Source organism: Pseudomonas sp. GW704-F2, from assembly GCF_059423025.1.
The window spans coordinates 195,288-211,814 of sequence record NZ_JBWKXO010000004.1 but is presented as its reverse complement, the minus strand read 5'-3'; the positions used below and the strand labels follow the sequence as shown (position 1 = coordinate 211,814).

The following is a 16,527-nucleotide window of genomic DNA, read 5'->3' as shown; positions in this document are numbered from 1 at the left end:
TTTTTGTTGCATCACTTATCTCTCTGCCCCGTCAATCAAGGCCCACAGGCCCGCCAGACGGGGTGGGACGGCACATTCGTGCCACGCGGGCACTCTTCAAGAAAAGTGCTTGATTGAAAACCGAGCCGGCGATGCGTCGCCCGTTCATTTATTGCTGAAAAGCCTGGATTGCCCATGTCGGACCGTTTTGAACTCTTCCTCACCTGCCCCAAGGGCCTCGAAGGCCTGCTGATCGAGGAAGCCGTCGGGCTTGGCCTTGAGGAAGCCCGCGAGCACACCTCGGCCGTGCGCGGCATGGCCGACATGGAAACCGCCTACCGCCTGTGCCTCTGGTCGCGCCTGGCCAACCGCGTGTTGCTGGTCCTCAAGCGCTTCCCGATGAAGGACGCCGAAGACCTCTACCATGGCGTGCTGGATATCGACTGGGCCGATCACATGGTCCCGGACGGCAGCCTGGCGGTGGAGTTCAGCGGTCACGGCTCGGGCATCGACAACACCCACTTCGGCGCGCTGAAGGTCAAGGATGCGATTGTCGACAAGCTGCGCACCCCGACCGGCGAGCGTCCGTCCATCGACAAGATCAACCCGGACCTGCGCATCCACCTGCGCCTGGACCGTGGCGAAGCGATCCTCTCCCTCGACCTGTCCGGCCACAGCCTGCACCAGCGCGGTTACCGCCTGCAGCAGGGCGCCGCACCGTTGAAGGAAAACCTCGCTGCAGCCATCCTGATCCGTGCCGGCTGGCCGCGCATCGCCGCGGAAGGCGGCGCGTTGACCGACCCGATGTGCGGCGTCGGCACCTTCCTGGTGGAAGGCGCGATGATCGCCGCCGATATGGCGCCCAACCTCAATCGCGAACTGTGGGGTTTCACCACCTGGCTCGGTCACGTCCCGGCGTTGTGGAAGAAACTTCACACCGAGGCCAGCGAGCGCGCTGCCATCGGCATGAACAAGCCGCCGTTGTGGATTCGTGGCTACGAAGCCGATCCGCGCTTGATCCAGCCTGCTCGCAACAACATCGAGCGTGCCGGTCTCAGCCATTGGATCAAGGTGTACCAGGGCGAAGTCGGCACGTTCGAGCCGCGTCCGGACCAGAACCAGAAAGGCCTGGTGATCTGCAACCCGCCCTACGGCGAGCGCCTGGGCGACGAAGCGAGCCTGTTGTACCTCTACCAGAACCTCGGCGAGCGTCTGCGCCAGGCGTGCATGGGCTGGGAGGCGGCGGTATTCACCGGCGCGCCGGACCTGGGCAAGCGCATGGGCATCCGCAGTCACAAGCAGTATTCGTTCTGGAACGGCGCCTTGCCGTGCAAATTGCTGCTGATCAAGGTCAACCCGGACCAGTTCGTCACCGGCGAGCGCCGCACCCCGGAGCAGCGCCAGGCCGAACGTGAACAAGCCGCCTACGACCAGGCCCCGACCGAGCCGCAAGAGCGTCAGTACAACAAGAACGGCAACCCGATCAAACCTGCACCGGCGCCGGCCCCCGTGGTCGAACAGGCGCGCCTGAGCGAAGGCGGGCAGATGTTTGCCAACCGCCTGCAAAAGAACCTCAAGCAACTGGGCAAGTGGGCCAAGCGTGAGGGCGTGGATTGCTACCGCGTCTACGATGCCGACATGCCGGAATATTCCATGGCCATCGACCTGTATCACGATTGGGTCCACGTGCAGGAATACGCCGCGCCGAAATCCATCGACCCGGAAAAAGCCTCCGCGCGCATGTTCGACGCATTGGCGGCCATTCCCCAGGCGCTGAACATCGACAAGAGCCGCGTGGTGGTCAAGCGCCGCGAGCGTCAGAGCGGCACCAAGCAGTACGAACGCCAGAGCGCCCAGGGCAAGTTCACCGAGGTCAGCGAAGGCGGCGTGAAGCTGCTGGTCAACCTCACCGACTACCTCGACACCGGCCTGTTCCTCGACCACCGGCCGATGCGTATGCGTATCCAGAAAGAGGCGGCCGGCAAGCGTTTCCTCAACCTGTATTGCTACACCGCCACCGCCAGCGTGCATGCGGCCAAGGGTGGCGCGCGCACCACGACCAGCGTCGACCTGTCCAAGACCTACCTGGACTGGGCGCGCCGCAACTTCTCCCTCAACGGTTTCTCCGACAAGAACCGCCTGGAGCAGGGTGATGTGATGGCGTGGCTGGAAGCCAGTCGCGATGAGTTCGACCTGATCTTCATCGACCCGCCGACCTTCTCCAACTCCAAGCGCATGGAAGGGATCTTCGACGTGCAGCGCGACCACGTGCAACTGCTCGACCTCGCCATGGCGCGCCTGGCACCGGGCGGCGTGCTGTACTTCTCGAACAACTTCCGCAAGTTCGTGCTTGAGGACAACCTCAGCGAACGCTACGCGGTCGAGGAGATCAGCGACAAGACCCTCGACCCGGATTTTGCGCGTAACGCGAAGATCCATCGGGCCTGGAAAATCACTGCTCGCTGATTGCTCCACCCATCAGCCGCAAGCCTGGAATTATCCGGTCTTGCGGCTTTTTTACGCTGGTCAAACGGAGGGCCGCTCGCTATAACTAAATGTCCGGCCAAAGTGATCCCCCCACACGCTGGCGTTGTGAGTGTTGCCTATGCCGTTGCAAGCCGTTCGCCCGAAGATCCTAGGTTTTATCAATGAGCAGGTATCGGCTTGGTTGATGGCATTGGTGGTGTTTCTGGGCGGTAGCGCCTTGACGATCATCGTCGCCTGGGCGACATCCGACCTCTATCAACAGCAGGGGCGCCAGCGTTTCCAGCTGTTGGTCAATGAGCGATTCACCCGTCTGCAGGAGCGTTTCGAGGACCAGGAGCAACGCCTGACCAGCCTGCAACGCTTCTTCGTCAATTCCAATGATGTGTCCCGCGACGAGTTCGACGGTTTCGCCCAGCCTTTGCTGCTGCGTTCCCGGGCCTATGCCTGGGCGCCGCGGGTTATGCGTGATCAGCGCGCTCAGTTTGAACAGGACGTATCGCGCCAGCGTGGTCTGCCGTTCAGCATACGGGAACTGAATTCACACGGTGAGTTGGCCCCGGCGGTGGAGCGCGATGAATACGTGCCGGTCCTGTACAGCCAGACCCGAAGCCTGCTCGGTTCGCCGCTGGGCTTTGACCTGCTGGCCCAGCCGCTGCGGCGCTCGACCCTGGAGCGCGCACAAGCGAGCGGCAAGCTGGCCGTGTCCCAGCCCATGCAGTTGGTGGGGGTGGAACCGGCCTATGCCACCGGCGTGTTATTGGTCGCGCCGGTCGTCTCCCCGGGCGGAACAGAACCCTACGGTTTTGTGATGGCCGTGATCAGCATGCGCCAGTTGATGGCCGACGGCTTGCCCAAGTCGGACCGCGATAATCTGGTGACGCAGATCGTCGACACTTCCGACCAGCAAGGGCGCCTGTTGTACGAATCCAGCAATGCCCTGGCCGACAGCGATCTGGTCGCCGCGCGCCGCCTCACCCTCGGCGATCATGTCTACGCCCTGAACCTGCGCCCCAGCCAGGTGTTCGAACAGGGCAACGGCTCGTCGTTGGTCCCGATCCTGGCCGTGGGCGGGCTCTTCAGCCTGTTGCTCAGTGTCTTGCTCTATATGTTGGTCAGCCAGCGTCAGCGCGCCTTGAAACTGGTGGAGCAGCGTACCGTGCAGCTACGCCTGCGCGAGCAGGAACTGCGCGGCGCCCATGGCCAGTTACGCAGTGTGCTGAACGCCGCGACGCAGGTTGCGATCATTGCCACCGACTTGCACGGCGTGATCAACACCTTCAACGCCGGTGCCGAGCAGATGCTGGGGTTCAAGGCCGAGCACATACTCGGCCGCTCGACCCTGGAGAGCCTGCATGTGGCGGCGGAGCTGGATGTGCGTGCGGCGAGTCTGAGCATTGCGTTGGGCCGGCGAATCCCGCCGAGCCAGGCGATGCTGGTGGAGAGCCCGGGCAGCCCGCACGAGGCGCGTGAGTGGACCTTGGTGCGTGAGGATGGCAGCCGTTTGACGGTGAATATGTTGGGCACCGTGTTGCTGGATGACCATGGCTTATGGGTCGGGCACCTGGCGATGTACCTGGATGTCACCGAGCAAAAACGCGCCTATGAGGCCCTGGCCGTGCGCGACCGTCTGCTGAAAAAGCTCAGCGCCCATGTCCCGGGCGGGATCTTCCAATTCACTCTGGAACCCCAGGACAAGTGGCGGTTTGTCTACGCCAGCGATGGCATGCGCGATATCTATGAGATCGACACAGGGGTGCTGCAACGGGATGCAACGCAGGTCTTGGAGCGCATCCACCCGCTGGACGTCGAGCGGGTGCGTGCGTCGATCCGCTTATCCGCGCTGCAATTGAGCCACTGGCGCGAAGAGTACCGCGTGCAACTGCCGCAACGGGGCCTGCGCTGGATTCGCGGTGAGGCCACGCCGGAAGAACTGCCGGGCGGCGGTACGCTGTGGCATGGCTATGTGTCGGACATTTCCGATCTCAAGCGCGTGGAAGAAGAACTGCGCGCGCTGTCCATCACCGATGCCCTCACCGGGATCCATAACCGTCGGTATTTCCAGGATCGTCTCAAGGCTGAGATGGTCCGCCTCAATCGCACCTCGGGGGCGTTGTCGGTGATCATGCTGGATATCGATCACTTCAAGCGTATCAACGACCAGTACGGCCATGCAGTCGGCGACGCGGTGTTGCAGGAACTGTGCAAGCGCATCAGCCAGCGCTTGCGCCGCACCGATGTGTTCTGTCGCCTGGGTGGCGAGGAGTTCATGGTGTTGTGCCCCAACACCGACGGCGCCCAGGCCTACGGTTTGGCGATGGAGCTTTGGCGGGCGCTGCGCGATGCGCCGATGGGGACGGTGGGAGTCGTCACCGCCAGCTTCGGGGTGGCCAGTTGGCGGGTCGATGAGGGGATCGACGGGTTACTGCTGCGCGCGGATTCGGCGGTGTACGTGGCCAAGCAGGCGGGCAGGGATCGGGTCGAAGCGGAACGCTTGCCGGTGTGAATGTCGACGTCGTACACAACCTGTGGGCGCGGGCTTGCCCACAGGTTGTGGCGGTGTCTAGAGGACTGGCGCCGCTGCCGCCAGCTTCGGCTGGCGGTACAGGTCCAGCAGCACCTGGTCGAGCACCGACGACGCACCCCAGGGCTTCGGATCGTTGAGGATCGCCACCACCACCCAGGTATTGCCGTTGTTGTCGCGGCTGAACCCGGCGATGGCGCGCACGGTGTTCAAGGTGCCGGTCTTGACGTGGGCTTCACCGCGCATGGCGGTGGTCTTCAGGCGTTTACGCATGGTGCCGTCGGTGCCGGCGATTGGCATCGAGCTGATGTATTCCGCGGCGTAGGGGCTTCTCCACGCGGCTTGCAACATGGCCGCCATCTCACGCGCGCTGACGCGTTCGGCACGGGACAGGCCCGAACCGTTCTCCATCACCAGGTGCGGTGAGGTGATGCCTTTTTTCGCCAGCCACTGGCGTACCACGCGTTGCGCGGCCTTGGCATCGTCGCCGTCGGCGTCGTTGCGGAACTGCGCGCCCAGGCTCAGGAACAACTGCTGGGCCATGGTGTTGTTACTGTATTTGTTGATGTCGCGGATGATTTCCGCCAGGTCCGGCGAGAAGGCCCGCGCCAGTACCTTGGCGTCCTTGGGCACCGGTGCCTGGATGTCACGGCCCTGGATGGTGCCGCCCAATTCCTGCCAGATCGCCCGCACGGCGCCGGCGGTGTACGTGGCGTGGTCGAGCAACGACAAGTAGGTCTGCGAGCTGCAGCCATCGCCCAACTGGCCGCTGACGGTCACGGTGATGCTGCCATCCGCCGCCGTCACCGGGTTGTAGCGCACGTCGCCGGTACATTGCTTGGCGTTGGACGCCTTGACCTGATTGTCGATGCGAATGCTGGCGATCGGCGGCTCGACCGACACGATCACGCGTCCGGAATCGTTGCGGGTCACGAAGCGCAGGGCCTTGAGGTTGACCAGCAAGGCATCGGGCTTGACCAGGAACGGTTTGTTCTCGTCATTGCCGTCGTCATTGAACTCCGGCAGTTGCGGCGGAATAAAGAAGCCACGGTCCAGCACCAGATCGCCGGTGACTTGCTGCACGCCATTGGCCCGCAGGTCGCGCATCAGCAGCCAGAGTTTTTCCATGTTCAGCTTGGGATCGCCGCCGCCCTTGAGGTACAGGTTGCCGCGCAATACACCACCGCTGAGGGTGCCGTCGGTGTAGAACTCGGTCTTCCACTGGTGGTTGGGGCCGAGCATTTCCAGGGCTGCGTAGGTGGTGACCAGCTTCATGGTGGAGGCCGGGTTCACCGAGACGTCGGCATTGAAGACGGTGGGGGTGCCGGGGCCGTTCAACGGCAGCATCACCAGGGACAATGCGGTGTTCTGCAACTTGGCCTTCTGCAGGGCCTGTGCGACGTTGGGTGGCAGGGTGTTATTGATCGGGGCGGCGGTGGCGGAAAAAGCCAGCGGCAGGAGAACGCCGGCAAGGAGCAATGGACGCAAAGATTTGATCATAAGGAATAAAACCCTACTGCTGAGGAGGGTGAAAAAGGCGAGGGGTATGTAAGAAAATCCCTCAGTAGTCATGAAAGTGTCGGCATTATGCCCCAAGCTGGAACCACTTGTAGCTGAACGATAGCTGCTAATCGGGGTTTTTTTTCCAGGCATTTCGCCGCCTGTCCCAGAGAGTCGGGCAATCGCTGCCTTAAGCTGCTAAAGTGCCGCCCGTTATTACTTATGAGGATTGTTCCAATGGCGACTAACCGTTCCCAGCGTCTGCGCAAAAAACTGTGCGTTGATGAATTTCAAGAGCTGGGTTTCGAACTGAACCTGGACTTCAACGAAGGCCTGAGTGAAGAAGCTATCGACGCTTTCCTCGAAGCATTCATCAAAGAAGCCATGGAAGCCAACGGTCTGGGCTATGTCGGCGGCGATGACTACGGTCTGGTTTGCCTGCAGAAGCGTGGCTCGGTCTCCGAAGCGCAGCGTGCTGCCGTTGACGCCTGGCTGAAAACCCGTTCCGAGCTGACCAAGGCTGAAGTCAGCCCGTTGATGGACGTGTGGTATCCGGAAAAGCCGATCAACGCGGCTAAGTGATACTAAACAAAACGGCGACCTGAGGGTCGCCGTTTTTTTATGCCTTGCGCCAGTTCAGAATCAGCAGCGTCAACACCCCCGCCACGATCCCCCAGAACGCCGACCCGATGGAAAACAACGTCAAGCCTGACGCGGTGACCATAAAGGTGATCAGCGCCGCTTCCCGTTCCTTCGGCTCATTCATGGCGATGCTCAAGCCATTGATGATCGAGCCAAACAACGCCAACGCCGCAATCGACAGCACCAGTTCCTTGGGCAGCGCTGCGAACAAGGCCGCCAATGTGGCGCCGAACACCCCGGCAATGCCGTAGAACACGCCACACCAGACTGCCGCCGTGTAGCGCTTGTTACGGTCTTCATGGGCGTGGGGCCCGGTGCAGATCGCCGCACTGATCGCCGCCAGGTTGATGCCGTGGGAGCCGAACGGCGCCAACACCAGCGAGGCCAGGCCGGTGGCGGTGATCAGCGGCGACGCTGGCACGTTATAGCCGTCGGCGCGCAACACTGCGACGCCCGGCATGTTCTGCGAGGTCATCGCCACCACGAACAGTGGGATGCCGATGCTGATGGTCGCCGCCAGCGAGAAGTGCGGCGTGGTCCAGACCGGCGTTGCCACTTCCAGGTGAAAACCGCTGAAATCCAGGAGCCCCATCAGCCCGGACAGCACGCTGCCGATCACCAGCGCGGCGAGCACCGCATACCGCGGCGACAGGCGTTTGATGAGCAGGTAGGTGAAAAACATCCCCAGAACCAGGCCGGTGCGATGCTGCGCGGCGACGAAAATCTCGCTGCCGATCTTGAACAGAATCCCCGCCAGCAACGCCGCCGCCAGCGACGCCGGGATGCGTCTGACCAGTTTTTCGAAGCTGCCGGTCAGCCCGCAGAGCGTCACCAGCACCGCGCAGGTGATGTAGGCGCCGATGGCTTCGCCGTAACTGACGCCGCCGAGGCTGGTGATCAACAGCGCTGCGCCGGGTGTCGACCAGGCAATGGTGATCGGTGTGCGGTAGCGCAGGGACAGGCCGATGCTGCACACCGCCATGCCGATGGAAATCGCCCAGATCCACGAGGAAATCTGCGCACTGGTCAAACCGGCGGCTTGGCCGGCCTGGAACATGAGCACCAGGGAGCTGGTATAGCCGGTCATCATGGCGATGAAACCGGCGACGATGGCCGAGGGAGAAGTGTCGGCCAGTGGGCGCAAGGGCGCTTGGGTGGCGTCGGTCATGGCGAGGTGTTCCTTTTACCTGGGAGTTTGCCAGTGAAGGCGCAGATTCAAGCCTAAACTCAAACGTAACGACTCATTGCAGTACAGCCGGGCTCGCAAACAGCCGTACAGTGTGTTGGCGCATGGGGTTGTGTACAATGTGCGCTGATTTTAGCTGATACTTGCCAGCGCCTCTTTGTTGCCGTATTACCGTTAATTCGCCGCCGTTCTCCCGATCCGAGTGCCCATGAACGAACAGTTGCAACCTCTCAAGAAACAACCGCGAGCCAGCAAGACCGGCCGCAGCGGAACCCAGGACGATATCGTCTACGCGCATATCTTCGAGGCGATTCTCGAACAACGCCTGGCACCCGGTACCAAATTGAGCGAAGAGGCACTCGGCGAAATCTTTGGCGTGAGCCGCACCATCATTCGCCGCGCGCTGTCGCGCCTGGCCCATGAAGGCGTGGTACTGCTGCGGCCCAATCGCGGCGCGGTGGTGGCCAGCCCGAGTGTCGAAGAAGCGCGCCAGGTGTTCCTGGCCCGGCGCCTGGTCGAGCGGGCGATCACGGAACTGGCGGTGCAGCACGCCACGGCGGAGCAGTTGGCCGAGCTGCGGCAGATGGTCAACGACGAACGCGACAGCTTCTCCCGCGGCGATCGCGGTGCCGGTATCCGCCTTTCCGGCGAGTTCCATCTGAAGCTGGCCGAAGCGGCAAAAAACGCGCCGCTGATCAGCTTCCAGCGCAGCCTGGTGTCCCAGACCTCATTGATCATCGCGCAGTACGAAAGCGGCAACCGCTCGCACTGTTCCTACGATGAACACAGCCAGTTGATCGATGCGATCGAAGCCCGGGACGCGGCGCTGGCAGTGAATTTGATGATGCATCACATGGATCATATCGACAGCAAGCTCAACCTCGACGAGGAAAGCGCGTCGGATGATTTGCATGCGGTGTTCTCGCATTTGTTGCAGAGCAAGAAGCCGGGGCGTTCGTCGGTCAAACTCTAAGCCCGATCAAAAATGTGGGAGGGGGCTTGCCCCCGATGGCGGTGTATCAGTCACTGGATGCTTTGACTGAACCACTGCAATCGGGGGCAAGCCCCCTCCCACATTTGGGTTTGTGGCATATCTGAAATTAGCGTTGGTGAACCAGATTACCGGCCGCATAGGTCTGCAACACCGCCCGGTCATCCCCCAACGTCATCAATACAAACAACCTCTCGGCAATGTCCTTGGCCTGCTTCATGCGATAGCTGAGCAGTGGCGTGGCGTTGTAATCCAGCACCAGGAAGTCCGCATCGGTACCCGGCTGCAACGTGCCGATCTTGTCCTCCAACCGCAACGCCCGCGCACCGCCCAGGGTGGCCAGGTACAGCGACTTGAACGGGCTCAGTCGCGCGCCTTGCAGTTGCATGACCTTGTAGGCTTCGTTCAACGTCTGCAGCAACGAGAAGCTGGTGCCGCCGCCGACGTCAGTGCCCAGGCCCACGTTGAGTTTGTGCTTCTCGGCCATCGGCAGGTTGAACAGCCCGCTGCCGAGGAACAGGTTCGAGGTCGGGCAGAATGCGACTGCCGAGCCGGTCTGCGCCAACCGCGCGCATTCGTCATCGCACAGATGCACGCCGTGGGCAAACACCGAGCGTTCGCCCAATAGCTGGTAGTGGTCGTACACATCCAGGTAGCCGTTGCGCTCGGGGAACAGCTCGTTGACCCACTCGACTTCCTGCTTGTTCTCACTGATGTGCGTCTGCATGTACAGGTCGGGGTATTCGCCCAGCAGTTGCCCGGCCAGCGCCAATTGCTGCGGCGTGCTGGTGGGTGCGAAGCGCGGCGTCACCGCATAGTGCAGGCGGCCCTTGCCGTGCCAGCGTTCGATCAGCGCCTTGCTCTCCTGGTAGCCGGATTCGGCGGTGTCGGTCAGGTAGTCGGGGGCGTTGCGGTCCATCATCACCTTGCCGGCGATCATGCGCAGGTCGAGTTTTTCGGCGGCCTCGAAGAATGCCTGCACCGATTGCGGATGCACGCTGCCGAACACCAGCGCGGTGGTGGTGCCGTTGCGCAGCAGTTCCTTGATGAAAATCTCCGCGACGTCCTCGGCATGGGCCTTGTCGGCGAACTGGCGTTCGCAGGGGAAGGTGTAGGTGTTGAGCCAGTCCAGTAGCTGTTCGCCATAAGCGCCGACCATGCCGGTTTGCGGCAGGTGGATATGCGTATCGATCAGCCCGGGGGTGATCAGCGCGTCCTGGTAGTGGGTGATTTCGACCTCGGCGGGCAGGTGCGGCAGCAGGTCGTGGGCGTGGCCCAGGGCGCTGATCCGGCCGTTGTCGATGACCAGCAGGCCGTCTTCGAAATACTCATAGGACGCCTCGATCCCCACTTCGGCGGGGTCGGCGAGGCTGTGCAGGATGGCGGCGCGGTAGGCTTTGCGAGTCGAAGGCATGGTGATCTCAATTTAAATAGCTTGGCTGCGACGCGAAGCCGGCAGCAGTTGGGCAATGGGTTCGGCGCTCGCGGTGTGCTGGCCGAAATGGGCGTTATAGGTGGCGATGATTTCGCCGGCGATGGAGATGGCGATTTCCACCGGCAATTTGCCCTTCACTTCGCTAAGGCCCATGGGGCAGCGCATGCGTTGCAGTTGTGCGGCGTCGATGCCGCGATCCCGCAGGCGGTGTTCGAATTTGACGCGCTTGGTCTTCGAACCGATCAGACCGAAGTAGGCAAAGTCATTGCGCTTGAGCAGGGCGGCGCTGAGTTCCAGGTCCAGCGCGTGATTGTGGGTCATCACGATGCAGTAACTGCCCGCGGGCAGGTCGGCAATTTCGTCGACCGGTTCTTCGCTGACGATTTTGCGCACGCCTTGTGGGATGTGTTCCGGGAACTCCTGCTCGCGCGAATCGATCCAGCGCACCCGGCACGGCAGGCTCGCCAGCAACGGCACCAGGGCGCGGCCGACGTGGCCGGCGCCAAATACGGCGATCTGTGCCTGCACCTGACCCATGGGTTCGAACAGCAGCACGGTCGCGCCGCCGCAGCACTGGCCCAGGCTCGCGCCGAGGCTGAAGCGCTCCAGATGGGTGTGTTGCTGGCCGCGGGCGAGCATGTCGCGGGCGATCTGCATCGCTTTGTATTCCAGGTGCCCGCCGCCGATGGTGTCGAACGTGTGTGCGGCACTGATGACCATCTTCGAACCGGCATTGCGCGGCGTGGAGCCGAGCTCTTCGATGATGGTCACCAGCACGCAGGGTTCGCCCTGGTTTTGCAGGTTGGCGAGGGCGCTGATCCAGTTGTTCATGTCTACCTCAACATTTCTGTTGTCAGTTCTACCGTCATCGGGGGCAAGCCCCCTCCCACACTTGAATGTATTCACAGATCAAAAATGTGGGAGGGGCAAGCCCCTTCCCATACTTGAATGTATTCACAGGTGAAAAATGTGGGAGGGGGCTTGCCCCCGATGGCAGCACCTCGATTTACAGCGAAGCCATCTCGGTTTCAGCCTCAACCGCCTTCGCAGCAGCCAACTGCCGCATCTGCTCACAGCCCCACAACACCCGCTCAGGCGTCGCCGGCGCATCGATGTTCGGCTGGTGGCGATAGTCACCCAGGCTCGCCACCGCATCCTTGATCGCGCACCACGAGGCAATCCCGAGCATGAACGGCGGCTCACCCACGGCCTTGGAATGGAACACCGTGTCTTCCGGGTTCTTACGGTTTTCCACCAGTTTCACGCGCAAATCCAAGGGCATGTCGGCCACGGCCGGGATCTTGTAGCTGGCCGGGCCGTTTGTCATCAGCTTGCCCTTGTCGTTCCACACCAGCTCTTCCATGGTCAGCCAGCCCATGCCCTGGATAAAGCCGCCTTCGACCTGGCCAGTGTCGATGGCCGGGTTCAGCGAAGCGCCGACGTCGTGGAGGATGTCGGTGCGCAGCATCTTGTATTCGCCGGTCAGGGTGTCGACGATCACTTCGCAGCAGGCCGCGCCGAACGCGAAGTAGTAGAACGGCCGACCGCGCGCCTGGCTGCGGTCGTAGAAGATTTTCGGGGTCTTGTAGAAGCCGGTGCTCGACAACGACACCTGGGCGAAATACGCCTGCTGGATCAGGCTTTCAAAGCTCAGGATCTGCTCGCGCACGCGCACATGGCCGTTGTGGAATGCCACGTCCGCTTCGCTCACCGCGTAGTGGCGCGCAGCAAATTCCACCAGGCGTTGCTTGATGGTTTCAGCGGCGTTCTGCGCGGCCTTGCCGTTCAGGTCGGCACCGCTGGAGGCGGCGGTCGGCGAGGTGTTGGGCACCTTGTCGGTGTTGGTGGCGGTGATCTGCACACGGTCGATGTCCACCTGGAACACCTCGGCCACCACTTGCGCGACCTTGGTGTTCAAGCCCTGGCCCATCTCGGTGCCGCCGTGGTTCAGGTGAATGCTGCCATCGGTGTAGATATGGATCAGCGCGCCGGCCTGGTTGAGGAAGCTGGCGGTGAAGGAAATGCCGAATTTTACCGGGGTCAGCGCCAGGCCTTTTTTCAGGATCGGGCTGTGCGCGTTGTAGCGGCGGATCGCTTCGCGGCGCTCGGCGTATTGGCTGCTGGCCTCAAGCTCGGCAGTCATCTCTTCGAGCAGGTTGTGCTCGACGGTCTGATAGTAGTGGGTGACGTTGCGCTCGGTCTTGCCGTAATAGTTGGCCTTGCGCACCGCCAACGGGTCGAGGGCCAGATGACGGGCGATAGCGTCCATGACTTCTTCGATGGCGACCATCCCTTGCGGGCCGCCAAAGCCGCGGTACGCGGTGTTGGACGCGGTGTTGGTCTTGCAGCGATGGCCGTTGACCGTGGCGTCGCCCAGGTAATACGCGTTGTCGGCGTGGAACATGGCGCGGTCGACAATCGAGTTCGACAGGTCCGGCGAGCAGCCGCAGTTACCCGCCAGCTCCAACTGGATGCCGTGCAAGCGCCCGCTGTCATCGAAGCCGACGTCGTATTCGATATAGAAGGGGTGGCGCTTGCCGGTCATCAGCATGTCTTCGACGCGCGGCAGGCGCATCTTGGTCGGCTGCCCGGTAAGGCGCGCGACCACCGCACACAGGCACGCCGGGCTGGCGGCCTGAGTCTCCTTGCCGCCGAAACCACCGCCCATGCGGCGCATGTCGACGACGATCTTGTTCATCGACACGTCGAGCACTTCGGCCACCAGCTTCTGCACCTCGGTGGGGTTTTGCGTGGAGCAGTAGACGATCATGCCGCCGTCTTCGGTGGGCATCACCGAGGAAATCTGGGTTTCCAGGTAGAAGTGTTCCTGGCCGCCGATATGCAGCGTGCCCTGGATGCGATGCTTCGCGGCCGCCAGCGCTGTCGCCGAATCGCCGCGTTGATGGGTGTGGCTGTCCAGCACGAAATGCTGGTTGCGGTAGGCCTCGACCACGTCCAGCACCGGCTCCAGGTCTTCGTATTCGATCACTGCGGCCAGCGCCGCTTTACGCGCGGTTTCCAGGTCGCGGGCGGCCACGGCCAGCACCACCTGGCCGACGAACTGCACGGTGTCGATGGCCAACAGCGGATCACCCGGCAGCAGCGGGCCGATGTCTTTGAGCCCCGGCACGTCTTCGTGGGTGATGACAATACGCACGCCGTCGAAGGCGTAGCAGGGCGCGGTATCGATGTTGAGGATTTTGGCGTGGGCGCGGTCGGACAGGCGCGCATACAGGTGCAACTGGTTGGGGAATTCCAGGCGGTCGTCGATGTACTGCGCTTCGCCGGATACGTGCTTGGCGGCGCTGTCGTGCTTGACGCTGCGGCCGACGCCGGAGGTCAGGTCCTGGGCAAACAGCGCGGCCAGTTCGGCCTGGGTTTTTGCCACGGCGTGATGGTTAGACATAAGCGGTCACCCGAGTTTCGATGTGCGGCGTTTGCAGCTCGATGAAGTATTTGCGCAGCAGGTTCTGCGCGCTGAGCAGGCGGTATTCCTTGCTGGCGCGAAAGTCCGACAGCGGGGTGAAATCCTCGGCCAGGGCGGCGCAGGCGTGCTCCACGGTGGCGGCATTCCAGGGCGCGCCGATCAGCACGGTTTCGCAGTGCTGTGCGCGTTTGGGCGTGGCGGCCATACCGCCGAAGGCGACGCGGGCGTCGCTGATCACACCGTCGTCGATCTTCAGGTTGAACGCCGCGCACACCGCGGAAATGTCGTCGTCCAGGCGCTTGGATACCTTGTACGCCCGGAACCGCGTGTGGCCCTTGGGCACGATGATCTTCTCGATGAACTCGCTGTCCTGGCGTGCGGTGACGCGGTAGTCGATGAAGTAATCTTCCAGCGCCAGGGTGCGACGGACGTTGCCCTTGCACAGCACGATCTGCGCGCCGAGGGCGATCAGCAGCGGCGGCGAATCGCCGATCGGCGAGGCGTTGCCGATGTTGCCGCCCAGGGTGCCCTGGTTGCGGATTTGCAGGGAGGCGAAGCGCTGCAGCAGTTCGCCGAAGTCCGGGTATTCGTGGCGCAGCGCGGTGTAGCAATCGGAGAGGGCGGCGGCGGCGCCGATTTCCAGGCGATCGTCGAACGTCTCGATGCGCTTCATCTCGTCGATATTGCCGACGTAGATCATCACCGGCAGCGTGCGGTGGAACTGCGTGACTTCCAGCGCCAGGTCGGTGCCACCGGCCAGCAGGCGGGCCTGGGGGTAGGCGTCGTAGAGGTCGGCCAGGTCGGCGACGGTCAGCGGCACCAGGCAGCGTTTGTCGCCGCTGTTGAGTTCAGCGGTGTGCGTCGGCGCGATGGCCTTGAGGCGGGCGATGGTCTGGGCCTCGCGGCTGTCGAACTGATCCTGGGGTTTGTTGCAGCAGGCCTGTTCGGCGGCGGCGAGGATCGGGCGATAGCCGGTGCAGCGGCACAGGTTGCCGGCCAGGGCTTCATGGGCTTTGTCGCGGTCAGGGGCGTCGCTGTTTTTTTGCAGGGCGAACAACGACATCACAAAACCGGGGGTGCAGAAGCCGCATTGCGAACCGTGACACTCCACCATGGCCTGTTGCACGCTGTGCAGTTGGCCCTGGTGCTTGAGGTCTTCGACGCTGATCAACTGTTTACCGTGCAACGACGACACGAACGTCAGGCACGCATTCAGGCTGCGATAGCGAATCCGCTCGCCCTGCTCATCGCTGTGCAGTTCGCCGACCACCACGGTGCAGGCGCCGCAATCGCCGCTGGCACAGCCTTCCTTGGTGCCGGGTTTGCCCACATGCTCGCGCAGGTAGTTGAGCACGGTCAGGTTGGGGTCCAGGGCGTGCTCGCTACGGAGTTCCTGGTTAAGTAAAAACTGGATCACGGAAGGCCTCGCAGACTCATTATTGTTGTTAACCGCTTTGCGCCGAATCTAGTCATGTCTGACTTTTCGGTCAATGATTTTCTGACCTAAAGGTCAAGAAAATGCGGTCACAACCCTATCCATTATGGTCCAGTCTTCTGGAACCGGCGTTTTTGGGGGCTTCTGGCGGTTCATCGTTGCTTATTTCATGCCAAATTCTTGAAGGTGGGCCGAGCGCCATCAGCGGGCATTTGCGCTACACTGGCGCGCTTGTATCGATAGAAGATTTTGAAGGGAAAACATGACGTTCAAGGCGCCGGACAGTCTCGCCGAGCAAATCGCTCACCACCTCGCCGAACGTATCATTCGCGGCGATCTCAAGCCTGGGGAACGGATCCAGGAACAGAAGGTTACGCTGGCACTCAACGTCAGCCGCGGTTCCGTGCGTGAAGCCTTGCTGATCCTCGAACGTCGCCACCTGATCGCGATCCTGCCGCGCCGTGGCGCTCACGTCACCGAACTCACCGCGCACAAGGTGCAGAGCCTGTGTACGTTGATGGCCGAGCTGTACATCCTGCTCGGCAATGCGGTGGCGCAGGGCTGGCAGACCCAGGCCGACATGGCGTCGTTCGTGCAGATCCAGCAGCGCCTGGTGAGCAATTTCGAACGCCAGGACATCCGCGCCTTCGTCGCAGAAAGCTTCAATGTGATGCGTGCCGCGTACCCCTTCGCCAACAACCCGTATTTGCAGGAAACCGTCGAGAACCTGCAGCCGGCGATGAACCGTGCCTATTACCTGGCCCTGGATCAACGCAAGGCCTCCATGAGCGAATACCTCGCGCTGTTCGAGCAATTGCTCGCCGCCGTGCTCGCCCGTGACCTGCCGCAGATTCGCCTGGTGCTGTCGGCCTACGGCCAGCGCAGTTGCTCGCTGGTGATCGCTGCGTTGGCGGACGCCTAAGC

The 16,527-nt window shown here is 62.3% G+C and carries 11 protein-coding genes; 5 read left to right on the top strand and 6 right to left on the bottom strand.

Features of this window, described 5'->3' with window-relative positions:
* The first annotated feature begins 174 nt into the window (after positions 1-174).
* Both rlmKL and AC07W0_RS05550 read left to right on the top strand, forming a co-directional pair.
* Positions 175-2,445, top strand: a complete 2,271-nt coding sequence (rlmKL, locus tag AC07W0_RS05555; RefSeq protein ID WP_017845222.1) for a bifunctional 23S rRNA (guanine(2069)-N(7))-methyltransferase RlmK/23S rRNA (guanine(2445)-N(2))-methyltransferase RlmL — start codon at positions 175-177, stop codon at positions 2,443-2,445.
* Positions 2,446-2,584: 139 nt separating this feature from the next.
* On the top strand, positions 2,585-4,969 hold the full coding sequence (locus tag AC07W0_RS05550) for a sensor domain-containing diguanylate cyclase (protein WP_102617612.1): 2,385 nt from the start codon (positions 2,585-2,587) through the stop codon (positions 4,967-4,969).
* A gap of 57 nt (positions 4,970-5,026) precedes the next feature.
* Here the strand turns inward: AC07W0_RS05550 and dacB are convergent, their stop codons facing one another.
* Positions 5,027-6,487 (bottom strand): D-alanyl-D-alanine carboxypeptidase/D-alanyl-D-alanine endopeptidase, encoded by a 1,461-nt coding sequence (gene dacB, locus AC07W0_RS05545; RefSeq protein WP_017845224.1) that lies wholly within the window; start codon positions 6,485-6,487, stop codon positions 5,027-5,029.
* 237 nt (positions 6,488-6,724) lie between these two features.
* Here dacB and AC07W0_RS05540 point away from each other — a divergent pair, with 237 nt between their 5' ends.
* On the top strand, positions 6,725-7,069 hold the full coding sequence (locus AC07W0_RS05540; protein WP_046382438.1) for a YggL family protein: 345 nt from the start codon (positions 6,725-6,727) through the stop codon (positions 7,067-7,069).
* A 37-nt stretch (positions 7,070-7,106) separates the two neighbouring features.
* On the opposite strand, the gene AC07W0_RS05535 is transcribed toward AC07W0_RS05540, so the two are convergent.
* Complete coding sequence (locus tag AC07W0_RS05535; protein WP_046489409.1) at positions 7,107-8,297, bottom strand: benzoate/H(+) symporter BenE family transporter; 1,191 nt, start codon at positions 8,295-8,297, stop codon at positions 7,107-7,109.
* Between the two features lie 226 nt (positions 8,298-8,523).
* Here AC07W0_RS05535 and AC07W0_RS05530 point away from each other — a divergent pair, with 226 nt between their 5' ends.
* Entirely contained in the window at positions 8,524-9,288 is a 765-nt protein-coding gene (locus tag AC07W0_RS05530; RefSeq protein WP_046382440.1) for a GntR family transcriptional regulator, read from the top strand.
* A gap of 127 nt (positions 9,289-9,415) precedes the next feature.
* On the opposite strand, the gene guaD is transcribed toward AC07W0_RS05530, so the two are convergent.
* The 4 genes from guaD to xdhA all read right to left on the bottom strand — a co-directional run bounded on the left by guaD (position 9,416) and on the right by xdhA (position 15,585).
* A complete protein-coding gene (gene guaD, locus AC07W0_RS05525; protein WP_102617613.1) occupies positions 9,416-10,720 on the bottom strand; it encodes a guanine deaminase in 1,305 nt (434 codons plus the stop codon).
* Between the two features lie 12 nt (positions 10,721-10,732).
* Positions 10,733-11,572 (bottom strand): xanthine dehydrogenase accessory protein XdhC, encoded by an 840-nt coding sequence (gene xdhC / locus AC07W0_RS05520; RefSeq protein ID WP_102617614.1) that lies wholly within the window; start codon positions 11,570-11,572, stop codon positions 10,733-10,735.
* A 175-nt stretch (positions 11,573-11,747) separates the two neighbouring features.
* Entirely contained in the window at positions 11,748-14,147 is a 2,400-nt protein-coding gene (xdhB, locus tag AC07W0_RS05515) for a xanthine dehydrogenase molybdopterin binding subunit (protein WP_102617615.1), read from the bottom strand.
* A complete protein-coding gene (gene xdhA / locus AC07W0_RS05510; protein ID WP_017845231.1) occupies positions 14,140-15,585 on the bottom strand; it encodes a xanthine dehydrogenase small subunit in 1,446 nt (481 codons plus the stop codon). Before xdhA ends, xdhB begins: the two co-directional genes overlap by 8 nt.
* A 280-nt stretch (positions 15,586-15,865) precedes the next feature.
* Here xdhA and AC07W0_RS05505 point away from each other — a divergent pair, with 280 nt between their 5' ends.
* Complete coding sequence (locus tag AC07W0_RS05505; RefSeq protein WP_102617616.1) at positions 15,866-16,525, top strand: GntR family transcriptional regulator; 660 nt, start codon at positions 15,866-15,868, stop codon at positions 16,523-16,525.
* Positions 16,526-16,527 lie beyond the last annotated feature (2 nt).